At 62.3% G+C, this 13809-nt stretch carries 10 protein-coding genes and 5 pseudogenes; 10 read left to right on the top strand and 5 right to left on the bottom strand.

Annotation, left to right across the window (positions count from 1 at the left end; translation table 11 throughout):
• The first annotated feature begins 99 nt into the window (after positions 1-99).
• Positions 100-1230 (top strand): hypothetical protein, encoded by a 1131-nt coding sequence (locus ACYQOP_RS13380; RefSeq protein ID WP_461222666.1) that lies wholly within the window; start codon positions 100-102, stop codon positions 1228-1230.
• A 726-nt stretch (positions 1231-1956) separates the two neighbouring features.
• Here the strand turns inward: ACYQOP_RS13380 and ACYQOP_RS13375 are convergent.
• Positions 1957-3060 carry an IS5 family transposase gene (locus ACYQOP_RS13375; protein WP_461222665.1) on the bottom strand — a complete coding sequence of 368 codons (1104 nt, stop codon included), beginning with the start codon at positions 3058-3060 and terminating at the stop codon, positions 1957-1959.
• 93 nt (positions 3061-3153) lie between these two features.
• A protein-coding gene (locus ACYQOP_RS13370) for an IS630 family transposase (RefSeq protein ID WP_461222664.1) occupies positions 3154-4109 on the bottom strand; the annotation gives its coding sequence in 2 pieces (ribosomal slippage) (positions 3154-3758 and positions 3758-4109; 957 coding nt in all).
• 803 nt (positions 4110-4912) lie between these two features.
• Here ACYQOP_RS13370 and ACYQOP_RS13365 point away from each other — a divergent pair.
• Both ACYQOP_RS13365 and ACYQOP_RS13360 read left to right on the top strand, forming a co-directional pair.
• On the top strand, positions 4913-5806 hold the full coding sequence (locus ACYQOP_RS13365; RefSeq protein WP_461222663.1) for a glycoside hydrolase family 5 protein: 894 nt from the start codon (positions 4913-4915) through the stop codon (positions 5804-5806).
• Between the two features lie 827 nt (positions 5807-6633).
• Positions 6634-6846: a hypothetical protein gene (locus tag ACYQOP_RS13360; RefSeq protein WP_461222662.1), complete on the top strand. Its 213-nt coding sequence runs from the start codon at positions 6634-6636 to the stop codon at positions 6844-6846.
• Positions 6847-7403: 557 nt separating this feature from the next.
• Here ACYQOP_RS13360 and ACYQOP_RS13355 read toward each other — a convergent pair.
• Positions 7404-7658, bottom strand: a complete 255-nt coding sequence (locus ACYQOP_RS13355; RefSeq protein WP_461222661.1) for a hypothetical protein — start codon at positions 7656-7658, stop codon at positions 7404-7406.
• Between the two features lie 42 nt (positions 7659-7700).
• A pseudogene (locus tag ACYQOP_RS13350) lies at positions 7701-8185 on the bottom strand (IS5 family transposase); the annotation flags it as partial.
• 74 nt (positions 8186-8259) lie between these two features.
• On the opposite strand from ACYQOP_RS13350, the pseudogene ACYQOP_RS13345 reads away from it, so the two are divergent.
• A pseudogene (locus ACYQOP_RS13345) lies at positions 8260-9232 on the top strand (IS110 family RNA-guided transposase).
• A 244-nt stretch (positions 9233-9476) separates the two neighbouring features.
• On the opposite strand, the pseudogene ACYQOP_RS13340 reads toward ACYQOP_RS13345, so the two are convergent.
• Positions 9477-9816: pseudogene (locus tag ACYQOP_RS13340) on the bottom strand (transposase); the annotation flags it as partial.
• Between the two features lie 55 nt (positions 9817-9871).
• Between ACYQOP_RS13340 and ACYQOP_RS13335 the strand changes: the two are divergent.
• The 6 genes and pseudogenes from ACYQOP_RS13335 to ACYQOP_RS13310 all read left to right on the top strand — a co-directional run bounded on the left by ACYQOP_RS13335 (position 9872) and on the right by ACYQOP_RS13310 (position 13589).
• Positions 9872-10495 (top strand): annotated as a pseudogene (locus ACYQOP_RS13335) (lysozyme).
• Between the two features lie 220 nt (positions 10496-10715).
• Entirely contained in the window at positions 10716-10889 is a 174-nt protein-coding gene (locus ACYQOP_RS13330) for a hypothetical protein (protein WP_461222660.1), read from the top strand.
• Positions 10890-11094: 205 nt separating this feature from the next.
• Positions 11095-11438 (top strand): annotated as a pseudogene (locus ACYQOP_RS13325) (IS630 family transposase); the annotation flags it as partial.
• A gap of 2 nt (positions 11439-11440) precedes the next feature.
• Positions 11441-12144 (top strand): IS5 family transposase gene (locus ACYQOP_RS13320; RefSeq protein WP_461222659.1). Its coding sequence is split into 2 segments (ribosomal slippage): positions 11441-11717 and positions 11717-12144, totalling 705 coding nucleotides; the frame shifts between segments, so codons are not numbered across the junction.
• 190 nt (positions 12145-12334) lie between these two features.
• Positions 12335-12868 carry a hypothetical protein gene (locus ACYQOP_RS13315; RefSeq protein WP_461222658.1) on the top strand — a complete coding sequence of 178 codons (534 nt, stop codon included), beginning with the start codon at positions 12335-12337 and terminating at the stop codon, positions 12866-12868.
• Positions 12869-12992: 124 nt separating this feature from the next.
• Entirely contained in the window at positions 12993-13589 is a 597-nt protein-coding gene (locus ACYQOP_RS13310; RefSeq protein WP_461222657.1) for a hypothetical protein, read from the top strand.
• The last annotated feature ends 220 nt before the right edge of the window (positions 13590-13809 follow it).

Raw genomic sequence — 13809 nt, 5'->3', positions numbered from 1 at the left:
CGCCTAAGCTGCGGAAGAATACTTATTGCGGCTGAATGGTGCTGCAAAGCGAGCTGTGCTGTGAGATTCTGACTGACTCAGGCACTTACGGAGATGCGATTGGAACTCACACTTCTGCACACGTCCCAGCCCCGCCCCTTCGGTGGCTTCTACCTCGAAGTCGCCAGCAAACTCGACATCGCCTGCCCTGGCTACCTCAATCGCGTGCTGCACGCCTCGACCCTGAAGCGGTCGATCCAGTTCGCCGCCTACCCCGAGATCGACTTCTCCCAGCCCGAGCTGATGGTGGCTCGTCTCCGTGCCTTGGCACCGGATGCTTGCTGCCCCAGCCTTGATCCGGTTACGCAGATCGCCCGCGGGCTGCTCGCGCTCTACCCGCGCAACATCGCGCGTGCAGCGTTCGGTTCGGTGCCGGAGGGTTTCCTCGGCATGCTCGGTCGCATCGGTGACGATCCGCTGCCTGACCCGGCCGATTACCGGCTCGCTTTCCATCTCTTCGCAGATCCGGTCAATAAGGCGCGGGCCAAGCTGCTGCGGCAGAAGGCCGGACAGATTTCTGCTAAGCACCTACGAGTGGCCACGGTCCTCTCGCCCGTGCTGGTCCATCAGCAGGTATTCGAGCGCATCCGCAGCGAGTTCTCAGCCGAGAGCCTGAACATGGCCGCTGATCTAATCCGGCAGCTTCACCCGGCTGTGACCGATGAAGCGCTACACGCCTCTCTCGATGGTCTCTCGCCCAAGGATCGCGATCTGTCCGAATGGGTCGGCACCTGGCTGAGCAAGGCCGAGATCGTGCCGATGACGTCACCCTTTCCCATAGAAGACCCCGACCTGCAGCTGATCACGCCGGCCAAGCTCGCTGAACTCGGGCGGCGCTTCAAGAATTGCGCTGCTTCCTATGCGAGCTATCTCGCGCTGGGAACGCACCTCGTCTTCGAGTGGACGCGGCCCGGCCAGACCGCGGTGATCGTGCTGCGCAGCCTCAGCGACGGCCGTTGGCTGATCGAGCAGGTTCGCTCGCAGAGCAACGACGTGCCGGCTCATGACACCCTGTTGGCGATCCGGGCGAAGCTCCAGAGCCATGGCATCCTGCGATACGGCGGCTCGGGCCGCGCAGAGATCACGAAACGCCTAGTTCACTTCCTGCGCCTGTATGGCCTCGAGGGCCACGGTGATCTGCTCGACGAAGGCCTGCCGGATCCCTTCGAGGACCTGATGGACGCGGCTTGATGCTGGTCGCTCGAAGAGGCGGGCGCTGATATGCAACGCGCCCGATGCCTTGATCATCGGGGCAACGATCCAGACCGCACCCTTTTCTCTCGAGCCGGCGATCGACCCCTCGCTGTCACGAATTCGACCTCTCGTTTGTTCGAGTAGTTTCAACTTTGAGTCAGATCCGCAGTTGGTCGAGGCAAAGCCAAGAGCGACGTAGGGTCGAGCGCCGAGCGAATTGCCGAGGAATCTCCTTATTGGTCGAGTGCTCCGAGACCTGACGTAGTTGAGAGCGGGCGAAGCTCGCGAAAGGTAGTTGTTGCCGAAGGCGGAACACATAGTACGACATAGTTACCCTTTAGGTAGTACTATGTAGTACTATGTGTTATGACACTTTTTGTTTATATAAACGTAAGCAAAATCAAGTCGAAATAGCCATCAAACTGGATCACGAGCCGATCATTGATCTACTGAATTGCTTTCGTATCAGCTCGGATCGGGGCGATCGATTGCTCATTGGTCATTCGCGTAGTCGCCCCGCATGGTATGGGTCTGGATACCACCGTCAGGGAACTTGTTCCCGGCGTGATCGGTCTCTAGCAGGCCGCTGAAGAAGTCTGATTTGGATCTTGTCGTGGATGATGTCGGCTGTTTTGGCGGCGACCGGCGCCTTCGAGGGGGGGGTCGTCACCTTCGGCGGCCTCTCCGTTTCAGGAGGTGGGCCCCGGCCCCCGGGCTTTCCCCTCATCCCGTCGCCTTGGCCAGTAGCCTGGGCAGGCGCACGAGGTTGTAGGCGACGGCCGCGAAGGTGAAGACCGCCTCGACCTTGAGCTTCGACCGGACCTTCACCTTGGCCAACCCCGCCTGGACCTTGATCCAGCCGAGGACCTCCTCCACGCGCTTGCGGCAACGCAGGCTGATCGCGTAGCCGGGATGGTGCGTTGTGCGACCACCGATGGCCGTTTTGCGCGGCTTGCCGGATTTGGACACCGCCCCGTTGATGGCGATGTGGGGCGTGACGCGGCGCGCCCGCAGGTCGCCGACGAAGGCCCGGACATCGTAGGCCTTGTCCGTCCCCAGGGTGATCCGATGCCGGCGCGGACGCCGGTCGAGCATCGTCAGCGCCGCCTCGCGCTCGGCGGTCCCCGTGGCATGGGTCAGCGTCGCGTCCACCACGAGCCCGTTGCGGTTCTCCATGAGGGCATGGCCCATGAAGCACAGCCGGCTCTCCTGGCCGGCGCTCTTGCGATAGAGCCGGGCATCCGGATCGGTGGTCGAGGCATGGGTCTCGTTCGAGCGCGTCTCCTTGCGGAAGTCGCGTTCGCCGTTGCGGCCCGGTCCCGGCGGTTCGCCCGAGCCGTCCTTGGGCCGGAAGCTCTTCATGCTCGCCCAGGCCTCGATCAGCGTGCCATCGACGGAAAAGTGGTCGCTCGACAGGAGCCGCTTGACGGGCTTCAGGGCCATCAGGCCCGACAGGAAGACGCGGGCGACATCCGCCTCCAGCAGCCGGTCGCGGTTGTGCGTGAACACCGTCGGATGCCAGACGGCGGCGTCCATCTCCAACCCGACGAACCACCGGAACAGCAGATTATAGTCGATCTGCTCCATCAGCATCCGCTCGGACCGCACGGAGAAGAAGGCCTGCAGCAGCGTCGCCCGCAGCAACATCTCCGGCGGGATCGAGGGCCGCCCCGTCCTCGAATACAGCGCCTCGAAACGCTCGTTCAGTCCGGCCAGAACCTCGTCCGCCAGCGCCCGGATCGGCCGCAAGGGATGATCGGCCGGAACGCGTTCCTCCAGGCGGACGTAGCTGAACAGGCTCTCCGACCAATCCTCACGCCCGCGCATCGCCCTACCCCACTCTTACCCCGGACAGAGTGAATCATCTTCAGGACATGCCGACCACCGACTTCTTCAGCGACCTGCTAGAGCCGTGCCCGCTCAGCTTGGATCATAGGCATCGTATCCAGCGGCGGTGAGATAGTTGCGGCACTCGTTCGGCCGGAAGGCAGAGAAAGCCTCTCGAATGGCGATGGTCAGGTCGTCGGCGGTTCGCGCTGCGGCGGTCCGAAGGAGGGCTTTGACCTTGGCAAAGACTTGCTCGATGGGATTGAACTCGGGACTGTAGGGCGGGAGGTAGAGAACTCGTGCGCCGACCGCCTCGATGGCCTCGCGCACCCCAGCGACCTTGTGGGCGTTCAGGTTGTCGAGGATGACGGTATCGCCGGGCTTGAGCACCGGAGCCAGGGTGTCGGTGACGTAGGCCCGGAAGCGCATACCATTCGTGGCTCCATCGAAGACGGTTCTGGCGATCAGTCCCGTGGCGCGCAGGGCGGCGGTGATGGTAGTGGTCTTGTAGTGCCCGTGAGGCACGGCGATCCGGCAGCGTTCGCCGCGCGGAGCACGACCATAGCGGCGGGCCATCTTGGTCGTGGCGGCCGTCTCGTCGAGGAAGACCAAGCGATCCGGATCGAGATCGGGTTGGCGCTCGAACCAGTCCTCGCGTGCGGCCTTCACATCCGGCCGCTCCTGCTCGGCCGCGTGGACAGCCCCTTTTTACGGGTGATCCCATGCCGGGCGAAGAAGCGTGACAGGCTGCTCGTGCTTGCCCGGACGCCCCGTTCCGAGAGCCTGTCGCGCAGTTCCCGCAGGAAAGAGAGCGGGTGCTCTTCGTAGATCCGAAGGATCAGGGTCGCCTGCGCTTCCAGGCGCTGCGAGTTGCGGTCGCCGCCCATGGGCCTGGGCGCGATCCGCCCGTCCTGCCGAAAGCGCTCGTGCCAACGGATCGCGCTGGCTGCCCCGACCCCGAAGCGTTTGGCAGCCTGACGCCGCGATGCACCTGCTTCAATCGCGGCGACCACACGCTCGCGCAGATCGACCGACAGGGCTGACGGCATGGCAATCCTCCCTCATAAGCCCGTCCAGTGAATCACACGCCAGCCAGATCGCCTACCCCAAGCGATTCAACCCGCCAGGGCACGGCTCTAGGTTGCGCTATCCAAGTCTTTTGATGCTCAGGCAACGCTTCCCCTGAGTAGATTGGCTTCATAAGGCCGTATTTTTCGTACGTCAATGACTGCGCCCACCAAGTCGCTTATGGCTGCTTCAGCTCGGGCTGTATGCGCGAATAATATAATCGACAATTCTTAAGGAGCGCCGCTCAGAAGCACCATTAGCAACCTGTGCATACGCGAGGATCCCAGGCCGACTTCCTCTTCGGTTGATACCGGAACCCAACGAACTCTGCGGACACGGTAAGTTCCGGCAGTTCGACCTCTACGGAATTGCTGAGACGTGCACTTTGCGACTTCGTTAGCGCCATGCCGCCGATCCTACGCGGCTGGATGCTGCCGGTCGCGGTCACTTCGGCTGAGAGTGACCCTGTTGCGACGAGACTGATGACAAGGCTCATCACAACGGGGCTTGTTATACGCATGTTCAAATTCCCTCTTGCGGACGAGCAGCGGACGAAGCATATTTCGTTGTCACTTTCGGATCGGTTACGCTGCCGGTTATTCATCTTCTCTGCTTTGGCATGGGTCACAACGAAGGCTCAGATGATCCGCTTCGTCTTCTGGCTCCCGGCTGCTGATCTCGGTACCGCTCTCGCGCTCGTAGATACCTACTTCGCTCCTGGTCTCAGCGACGAGAGGTTGCTTAAGGCATGGCCTTTATGAAACTTCTGTGGAAATAGATGCAGATGGAACGCGGCATCTGCATGACCCCCTTCGGCGTTTGGGGCGACTACCCAGGGCAATGGCCCAACGAAGGGGTGGTGCCGTACTATGGAGCGTGTGGGTTCCGACTTTTTCGGTGCGCGCTGGACTGGGAGCGGTTTCAGCCAGAACTCAACGGTCCGCTTGATCTGACATACATGTCGCGCTTGACCCGGTTCGTTCAAGCGGTGACGAAGGCCGGCGGCACCGCCATCCTCGACGTGCACAACTACATGCGCCGAGATGGTAAGATCATCGGTCAGAGTGATGTCACGGTTGGTCACCTCATCGAGTTCTGGCTGAAGCTCGCCAAGCCCTTCGCCGACAATCGCCAAGTCTGGTTCGGCTTGATGAACGAGCCGCACGATGTTGACTCTTATAACCTCGCCCGCAGCCTTGGCGCGTTGGCCGAAGCGCTTCGTCGAGCTTACGGTGACAACAACGCCATCTTGATCCCCGGCAACGATTGGTGCTGTGGCGAGCGCTGGCTCAAGTCCGGCAACGACGTGCTTCACGATCGTATCCCGCCGATTAACAACAGCATCGTCGAGGTACATCAATACCTCGACGACTGGGGCTCAGGAGCGTCACCATACAGGCCGGCGCAAGTCGGATCGAGCAAGCGTCTTGCGACCGTGACGGCCTGGGCCGCGAAGACAGGTCGGCGCCTCCTGCTCGGAGAAACCGCCTGCGGGTTGGATGTGCCTTCACTTGGTGAGATGCGCAGCATGCTCGCTTTGATGAGTGCGTCTCCAGTTTGGGTCGGCTACTGCTGGTGGTCGTCCCTTGGATTCTGTGCCGACCCCAGCCGCCGTTGGTACAATCTTGATCCTGTTGACGGGCAGGACGCGCCGCAGATGGCGTTCCTGCGCGGCTAATGAGTGACGTCGCTGCTTCGCCCGATCAAAAGACTTGCGACAAGAGCCAGTAACCGGACCACGCAATGGCTCCGCTCCAGGCCACGGTAACCATGCCTCCGATCGCGAGCCCAGCGATCATGGCCAGGTCGAAACTTCGTTGGGTTTCTCGAACCTGAACATTACGTGTTTCAGCAACTGACACTTCACCGCCCTCCGCGTTTCGATGGACGATAAATTGCAATTGGCTGGCCGAAATTGGGCAGGGATTTGGTAATTTCACGATAAGGTTGCCATGAAGCGCTTCGCACTATGGACGCCGTCAATCTGAGTCGTTGCTTCTGCCACAGAGGCGGCGGGCCCCGGTGGTGAAAACGCCATCGACATGTCTGCCTATCCGACCAAAGCGGATATGCAGGATACTTTGGCGACCATCCAGTCTGCCATGCCAAAACCGGCCTCGACGGTTCCACCTGCGGAGATGACCGGGTACGCCGTCGGCAGCCCTGGCACCTACCGTCCGGCCGATGCGCGTCAGCCCCGTATAACTCGGAGCAAGACCGTCGTTCTCGACGTGAACAGGGCGGCCACCTTCGATTGAACGGCTTAGGGTGCCTTGAGCGTTCCGGTTCAGGCAGCCACCATCGCGTTCTACACTGGCACCGGCTTTGTAAAATGCTAAACCACGGCCATAGTCGCCACCTCAGTTTCGATCAAGTGCGTGGTCGAGAACAACACGCTTCTCAAGCTCGCAGCGATCACGGCCGGCATCAACCTGAACGGCGGCTCGGCGGCTGGTATGCCCATCGGGGTCATCGTGCTCCCGCCCTCGTAGAAAGTGAGACCCGATGAGCGTCACCGTGATCACGCCCGCCAAGCAGAAGCAGCTCACCACACCTGCGAACGTGCGCGGGGATCTCGGCCTGTCTGCCGGAGCGCCGTCCGACGCGCAACATCTCAGCTGGATCGACCAGGCCTCGCAGCAGGCCGCCTCTTACTGTCGTCGCGTCTTCGGCCGGGAGACGGTGCGCGAGACCACTGACACCTCCGACAAGATCTAGTCGGTTCGCAACCTCCGTGACGAGTTCCAACTTGGGCAGGACGTCTATGGCGCGTACAATTTTGGACTGAACTACGGCAATCTCGACGACATGCTAGAGGGTGCTCTTTTCGGCACTTGGGCCACGGACGTTCTCAAAAACGGCACCGACGCGAAGTCCTACACCTTCGAGGAGATGCTGAACCTCGACGGCACGATGCGAACCGTCTTCATTAGGTCACCGCCCTCATGATTTTGAGAGTGCATCCATCGACGTCGTTGAAGACGGCCCGGTAGGGCACGCTCAGCATGACGTCGACGTTGATCCCTACCGGCCGGCGCTCGCCATTGCCGAGGATGAACTTGGGGGGGTCGGTCTGGTAACGCTACGAAGCGGCGTTGCCGACTTTGAACGACAGCGCGGCGCTGCCGTGATCCAGCACATTGTAATAGAGGTCGTTGGTCTCGAAAGATAGCTCCATCGTCCGCGTGGCCTCGCATCGGCCGTACCCCGTCGTCTTCGGCCATTACCGCCGACCGGGCCCCGTCATTCGCGAGCTTCCGTACGAAAAGCCCCGGTCAAGCCAACAGCCAGCGGCTGAGATGCACGATGCCAAAGATCGTAAGACCAAGCCCGACTGCTTCCACGGCAACGAGGCAACACAAGATCGCGTCCTGCGCAAAACGATCAGCAAAATGCTCTTCCGGCTCTGGCAGGTGCCCATTGTCGAAATGCTGCATCCCAAAATCTGCCTCGGTCAGGAAGGCCAACCGTAGGCAGTTAATTTTGCATTCACTATGCGGGAGACTACGCATGGCCGTGTCCTCCATCATTACACCGCTTGGCCTCGCCGCGCTTAAGAGCGCCTAACAGAACTATCTGTACTGGTTGAGGGTGATGAGGCTGGCCGCGAGGCTTGTGAAGGTCTCGTAGATGTCGCTTCGCGGTCCTTCGGTTCGGCGCGTCGCTTGTAGCGGATGGGCAGGCGCGGGAAGCGGTTGAACCAGGCGTGGGTACGCTCGACCACCCAACGGTAACGACCAAGTTTCTCGCTGCTCTCGATGCCTTTTCGCGCGACGCGCCACACGATCCCCCGCGCCGGGCATTCGTGCCGACGGGGTCTGGCATCGTACGCCTTGTCGGCGTGCAGCTTGTCCGGGCGGCGTCGCGGTCGCCCGCGCCGGCCGCTCCGCAGAGGCGGGACGGCATCGAAGGCGGCCACCATCGTGACGCTGTCGTGCCGGTTGGCCCCGCTCAGTCAGAAGCCGAGCGGGGTGCCACGCGCGTCGGTGACGAGGTGGCGCTTCGTGCCCGGTTTGCCCCGGACTGTTGGGTTCGCGCCGATGGCAGCCCCCCTTTTATGGATGGCCCGCCCCTCACCGTGCCTCGCTGCTACGTTTGCAGTTCGGCTCACATCGGGGACGGAGCAGTACGATGACCATCGCGATACTGGGGATCGATCTGGGTAAGAAAAGCTGCAGTGTGGTAGGGCAGGATGCGACCGGTCCGGTCGTCCTACATCGTCGCCATGGAGGCGTGCTGCAGCGCGCATCACATGGGCCAGGCGCTCACTGCTCAAGGCCACACCGTCCGACTGATTTCTCCCGAGTATGTGCGGCCCTACGTCAAAGCCCAGAAGAATGACGACCGCGACGCCGAGGCGATCGCGGAGGCCGCCACCCGTCCGACCATGCGGTTCGTCGCGCTTAAGTCAGAGGCACAGTTCGACATGCAGACCTTGCACCGGGTGCGCGACCAACTCTTCGGCGAACGCACAGCCCTGATGAACCAGATCCGCGCCGTCCTGCTGGAGCGTGGCCACATCGTCCCGCAGGGACGCGCCAAGCTCGCGGCCTGCCTGAACGACTTGCTCGATTCCGACAGCGACTTGGATATCACGCCACGCATGCGCATCCTCGTGGCGGACGTCCGAGAACGCTGGCAGTTCCTCGACGCGCGCATCGCAGCACTCGACACGGAGTTCGCCGAATATGTCCGGACCGACGAAAACGCTCGCCGGCTCACCACCATCCCAGGCATCGGCGCACTCAATGCTACAGCGCTGGTCGCAGCGATCGGCGATATCGGCACTTTCGCCCGCGGACGTGATCTGGCGGCCTGGCTCGGCCTCGTCCCGCGTCAGGTCACCACTGGTGGACGACCACGCCTCCTCGGGATCACGAAACGCGGCAGTAAGTACCTGCGCAAGATGCTGATCCAAGGTGCACGGGCCGCGATGCCGATCCTCCACAAGAGCGAGACGCGGATCGGCCTGTGGCTACGGGCCCTGTTGGTGCGGGCGCACGTCAACACCGCCGTTATGGCACTGGCGGCTAAAATGGCCCAGACCGTCTGGGCGCTGCTGCGCCACGAACGCGTCTATGAGCCGGCAGCGGCAGCTGCCTAAATTGAGCTTGGTCGGCGAAGCCTTCGTCGGCCTTTCGATGTCTGCGAGCGGTGAGAGGAAGATGGCCTGACAGTCGATCGGTGTTCTGGAACCCTCTGGCGTAAAATGGTGCTCGACGCCGACCCCTTTATGAGGACCAGGGCGCGCGGATCTCCATCTTGGCCAACGGCAGCGCCGGAAGGCCGGATACGTTTATGCAGACTGCTCGGACCAGCGGATCATAAGCCACTTGCGGAACGGGAGGGCCATACGTTTTGGCCGGGACAGACGCGCTGTCCAGGCAAGCCCGGCTCCAGTCGATCTCACCCGCCGTGTGCACACGCTCCAGCAACACGTATGCAGGCGGTTCTACACGCTCGCCGCCTGCCAATCCCGCAGTCGCCGCAGCAACTCATGCCGGAGCCGCAGCTCATCTCGGCCGGCAATATCTCCCACGGCAGCCCCGAGCGCAGCACGAACAGGATGCCCGTTAAAGCAGCCCGGTTCTCGATAGGACGGCGCCCGCCCTTCGGACGCGGCCGAGGCGGCGGGAGGAGCAGAGCGATCTCATTCCAGAGATCATCGGGGAGAAGCGGTCTGGCCATGCCAAACTAACGCTGAACTTCCAACTCCGTGCCGTTCTGTTAGGCGCTCTAAATCGTGGGAAGGCGCCAGCTGAAAGCCTACTTAGGCAGCGTCGGCGTTCCGACGATTGGCTACGGCCACACCATGGGCGTCAAGCTCGGGCAGATCATCACGCAGGCCTAGGCCGATGCCTTCTTCCTCGAAGACCTCGCCTGACACGCGCAGCCGATCCTATCGGCTATCAAGGTTCCGCTCGCTGACCACGAGTGGGACGCCCTGATCTCCATTGCCTTCAACATCGGCTTGGGTGGGTTCAAAGGATCGACCTTCCAGCACCTGTTCAACACGGGTGACCGAAAGGGCTGCGCCACCGCGATCATGTCGTGGAAGAAGACTAAGGATCTGATCTCACAGCGCACTGCCGAGCGCGATCAATTCATGTCGCCCTACACCAACGTGGCGCCGAAGGTTCGGAGTACCGATGCGAAGCCGGCTGGCGCACCGCTGTCCATGCTGGTGCCGCTGGACGCGCCGCCAGTCGTGTTGGTCCCGGCCGCTTCGGTGGCCCCGCCGGCTCCGAAGCCTCTGCCTGAGCCCGCTGCGGTCACCCAGCCGCTTCCGCCTGTTCGCTATCCCGACAATCCGTTGCCATGGGCCCGGCTAGGTCGCTCGCTGTTCGACTGGCTGCCGCGGTGCTGAGGGAAGCCCCCTGATCGAGGTTGGAGCCTGCCGTCAGATGGCCAAGCCTCGCCCGAAGTAGCCCAGAACCAGCAGGCCAGCGACCACTACGAACAGGACATAGAGCTTCACGTACGAAGATCTGACGCGTCCACCAAACGCCCCCAGGGGTCATTGCAGGCCCTCCCATGATTCCAAGCCCCGGCGGTACCGGCGTATCTCACCCGTGAAAGATCATACCATGACCCGCATGCTTCTGCTCGCGGCAATGGCGTTCGCCTGTGCCATCTCTGTCGCGTTCGCGCAGGTCGCTATGCCCTCGCCGACCGTCCTCCCGACCCAGTGGGGCGACACGGCCGACGGCTTGTTCAAGGTCGCGCTAGAGGCCCTGACCCCGTCGCGCCGGCTGCTTTAGCCAATGCTGCCTGTAAGCTGCCCTGGTGGGTCCATGATGGCCTAGATCACAAGTTGCTCACCAACGGCTTGGTTCGCATGCGCAGGGGCTAGCTTGCCCCATCGCAGTAGCTTTTCGAAAGCACGTGCGACGAAAGCCGCGCTGCTGTGCGCTCCGCGCGTCACCGGCCCTGGGTATGACGTGCCGATGATCCTGACCCTACAGCCTGAATCTGCGCGAGCGGGTTTCGGATGTCGCGGCGGCGACCTCACGGCGTCAGGCCGCGGCGCGCTTCAACGTCGGGATCGCCACGGTCATTCGCCGGATGGCTGCCGTCGAGACGAACGGCACGGTGGCGGCCCGGCCGCAGGGTCGCCCGCGCACCTCGAAGCTCGATCCGCACGAGGCATTCCTGCGCGGCCTGCTCGACGGACAACACGAACCAAAGGACCGCGCAGCGACATCACCCTGGAGGGGATGCACGCTCGCCTGGACACGGAGCAGGGCCTGACGGTGGGTCTGGGCATGCTGTGGCGCTTCCTCGACACGCGCGATCTCACCTACAAAAAAGCATGCCGGTCAACCAACTATGCCCCGATCGCAAGGACGACTGGAAGATCATCTCGGGCATCCTGCATGTGCTCACCTCAGGCTGCCGCTGGCGGGATTGCCCGGCGGAGTACGGTCCACGCACCACGGTCTACAATCTCTTCAACCGGTGGTCTCAGCGTGGCTTCTGGCGGGCAATGCTGGCCGCCTTGGCCAAGGCCGGGTGGTCGGGCGAAGCGGCAGCCATCGACAGCACTTACGTCAAAGCGCATCGCTCCGCCCACGGCGGTAAAGGGGGGGCAAAGCGCAGGCCATCGGCCCGTCGCGTGGTGGTCAGACGACCAAGATCCACGTCCTCACCGCTGTCCTCGGACGCCCCGGCGTCCTCCTGCTGACATCCGGCAACGCCAGCGACGTCCTCACAGCCCCGGACGTGCTGGCCGAAGCCCCAGGCTGTATCCGCCGCCTGACAGCCGACAAGGGCTACGACGCCGACTGGCTGCGCGCCGATCTGCGGGAGAAGTGCATCACCCCCATCATTCCCGGTAAACGTAGCCGCAAACGGAAGATCCGCCACGACAAGCGCCGCTATCGCGAGCGCTGGCGCGTCGAGGCCACCTTCTGCCCCCTCAAAGACTTCCGTCGTATCGCCACTCGATACGACAAGCTGGCCCGCAACTATGCATGTGCCGTCGCGCTCGCCGCAGTAATCGCCTTCGGGTGCTGATTGAGTCCGGACCCTAGGAGATATGGGGCCGGATCACTGACCTCTGGAAGGCGGCCAATCCGGGCTGGGACGATCGCGCTTCGCCGAGCTATTACCTTGACAACGTTTCCGGGCAGAACCCTCGTAAGACCAATTGCGGGTGGAACGCCGCCTATGGCGTTTCGAAGCGCCGCATCAACTACCCCCCGGCATGTTCCGGCAGGCCATGGTCGATGTCTTCGACCATCCGAACATTGAGGTCCGGCTGAACGTGCGCGTGACACGTGTTCACAAGCTCAACGGCTTCAACACCGAGATTGAGAGGTCGGCCGGCTACACCTACACCACGCGCCTTTTCGAGGACATGACCCACGCTCTTAAGTTGTGGCGTGCGCCCGGCGCCAACGTCGGCAGCGATTGGTCTCGCCCGCATGTGGCGCTGCTCAACGAGCAACGCGGCGGCACCCCGGCACACCCCGTGGCCGAACTCTCTGATATTGATCTGACCGTTATCGGAGACGCCGGTATCGAGATCGGCAAGGGAATCAACTTCTTGTACCAGCCCCTAATCGTCGACCGTCTGACCGATCCCATCTCGTCACTCTGCATCAGCGTCTATTCAGCCAAGGCTGGTGCCGGTGTGCAGATGGTCGCGCCGAACACGTTTCCGATCTTCATCGGGCCGCCCAAACCGGTGTACACCAAGGAGCCATTTTGTGCATTCAACTTGGCGGCCTCCCAGTAATGAACCCGTAGTGGATCTACCATCGGATCATGACAGCCAACGGCACCCCCGCCAAATGCCGAGCGACGATCCATACGGACATCGTCGATCCGTCACCTTCGTCTCTCGTGCTTGGCGATCAGCCATGGCGTTGAAGCAGTATCGCACCCGCAATGAAGACAAGATAGTCATCTTCATCGATGAACTCGATCCCGATCCGAACTCGGAGAACTACGTGACCATCAGCACCAATGAGGGCTTCCCCCTCATGCAGACCAACGTTGGTGAGATCGGCCAGCGCCGGAATGGCGAGGCGTTAGAGGACGTGTCGGCTGAGAAATTGGCACGGATCGAGGCGGCCAACAAAGTTGCCCTGAGGCGTTCGCTCGTGGCGCCGCGCAGGAATGACTCTTGGGCCGCTCTCTGTACCGAAGAGGACGGGCTGAAGGCGGCGCAGCTGGGAACCGCCCCCATTCGGCCCCTAAGGTCGGCGGCAGGGAAGCATTCACCAAAACGGGCCGGACGCCCTGCGCGAACATCCGACCCGCTGACGCCCCGCATGCGTGTTGTGAGAGGAGCGTCCGAGGCGACGCGGTGGCAGAAGCAATCTAATACTGAGGCGGTCAACGCCCCCCAAGCCGGCCGGTCGCCGCGCAGCGCTAGCCAAATAGCCAACGGCCGAACCGTAGAATGCCGAACGCTATCGCTGCTAGGATCGACGCCTCAATCGAAACCCAGATAACGCAACCAGATACGCCCGCCACTTTGTCGCGGAAGCTCTCCTCGGGCTCCGGCGAATGTTCGTTGTCGAAGTGATTCACCGGTGCTGCCTCAGGCGAAGTGATTGAACAGAAGTAGGGCGGTAGCAATTAATTAACCAGTCTGGTGAACAGCCACGGCCGCGTCTGCCCCCATGACGCCGTTCGGCCTTGCCGCGCGTAAATCGCGCGAAGGCGTGCGGC

This window comes from Methylobacterium sp. CM6247, from assembly GCF_054817925.1.
The sequence above is the reverse complement of the archived record's forward strand: the minus strand, read 5'-3'. Positions and strand labels throughout refer to the sequence as shown.